This window comes from Rhizobium sp. 01T444 (assembly GCF_056398305.1).
Genome location: NZ_JBFTPD010000093.1, coordinates 1 through 1,088, shown reverse-complemented (window position 1 = coordinate 1,088; position 1,088 = coordinate 1). Strand labels below are relative to the sequence as shown.

2 protein-coding genes are annotated in these 1,088 nt (G+C 62.2%); both read left to right on the top strand.

Annotation, left to right across the window (positions count from 1 at the left end):
- Window positions 1-534: IS630 family transposase (locus AC1DTN_RS37280; RefSeq protein WP_477925111.1), on the top strand; the 534-nt coding region annotated here is incomplete at its 5' end.
- A gap of 180 nt (window positions 535-714) precedes the next feature.
- On the top strand, window positions 715-1,088 hold a 374-nt coding region (locus AC1DTN_RS37275), incomplete at its 3' end, for a hypothetical protein (protein WP_477925110.1).

The following is a 1,088-nucleotide window of genomic DNA, read 5'->3' as shown; positions in this document are numbered from 1 at the left end:
CTCAACCGCACCCAGCCGGGCTTGCCGATGAAGAAAGGCCGCGCCGGCACTGTCACGCACGACTACAAGCGCCATGGCACGACCACGCTGTTCGCCGCCTTGAACACCCTGGACGGCACAGTGATCTCGATGTGTCAGCAGCAGCACCGGCACGTGGAGTGGCTGCAGTTCCTGCGCCTGATCCAGCGCAAGACGCCCAGGCACCTGCAGTTGCACCTGATCGTGGACAACTACGGCACGCACACCCACCCGGAGGTTCAAGCCTGGCTGGTCAAGCACCCGCGCTTCGTCATGCAYTTCACGCCSACGAGCGCGTCGTGGCTSAACATGGTCGARCGYTTCTTCCGCGACATCTCGGAGAACCGCATCCGGCGMGACAGCTTCACCAGCGTGCCYGAACTGGAAYTGGCSATCGATYTGTACGTSGCCCACCACAACGCCAATCCCAARCCYTTCATCTGGACCAAGAGCGCSWSCGACATCYTGGCCAAGGTCAMGCGAGCCAAGGCCGCGCTGGCAAGGAGTACRAGATAAGTACATATMTGAGTGGCGCACTACACTAGCTCGTCACCAGGCGGTGTGCGGCGGAGCCAACGTAAAGCGCAGCCCGAGCGTGCTAGCGTGAAGTCCGTCACGTATGCTCGTGCGGCGTCGACAGCACAATGCGCGAGCGCCTCCCGAATAAGCGCAGCTCCACAACAAGCAGATAAGGCAATGGCAATCACGCTCACTCGACGAGAAATCGACTCGACGATGCCCAAGATTAAAGAGGGCCTCCAGCAGTACGCTTGGCTGCAGGGCGAAGTCGCCAATGGGGGAGCCTTCCCCGCGGACCCTGATTTTCAGAGGCGGTTCAACCACTTCTATCGTGTCCGTCGAGGCGACCCGTGGCGCGTAGCGTTTTACGACCTCATGGACCGGGCCAGGGGGGAGGAGCTGACGTTCAGCGACATTCTCGACGAGCTTCAGCGGTCAACCGGGCGGCTGGAGGGCTCCTTTGCGAGCAAGCTCTACGCGACACTCGAGCCGTCCGCCCCAGTCATCGACTCCAAGGTGCTGGGAAAGCTGCGCCTGCGCCTGCCGCACGC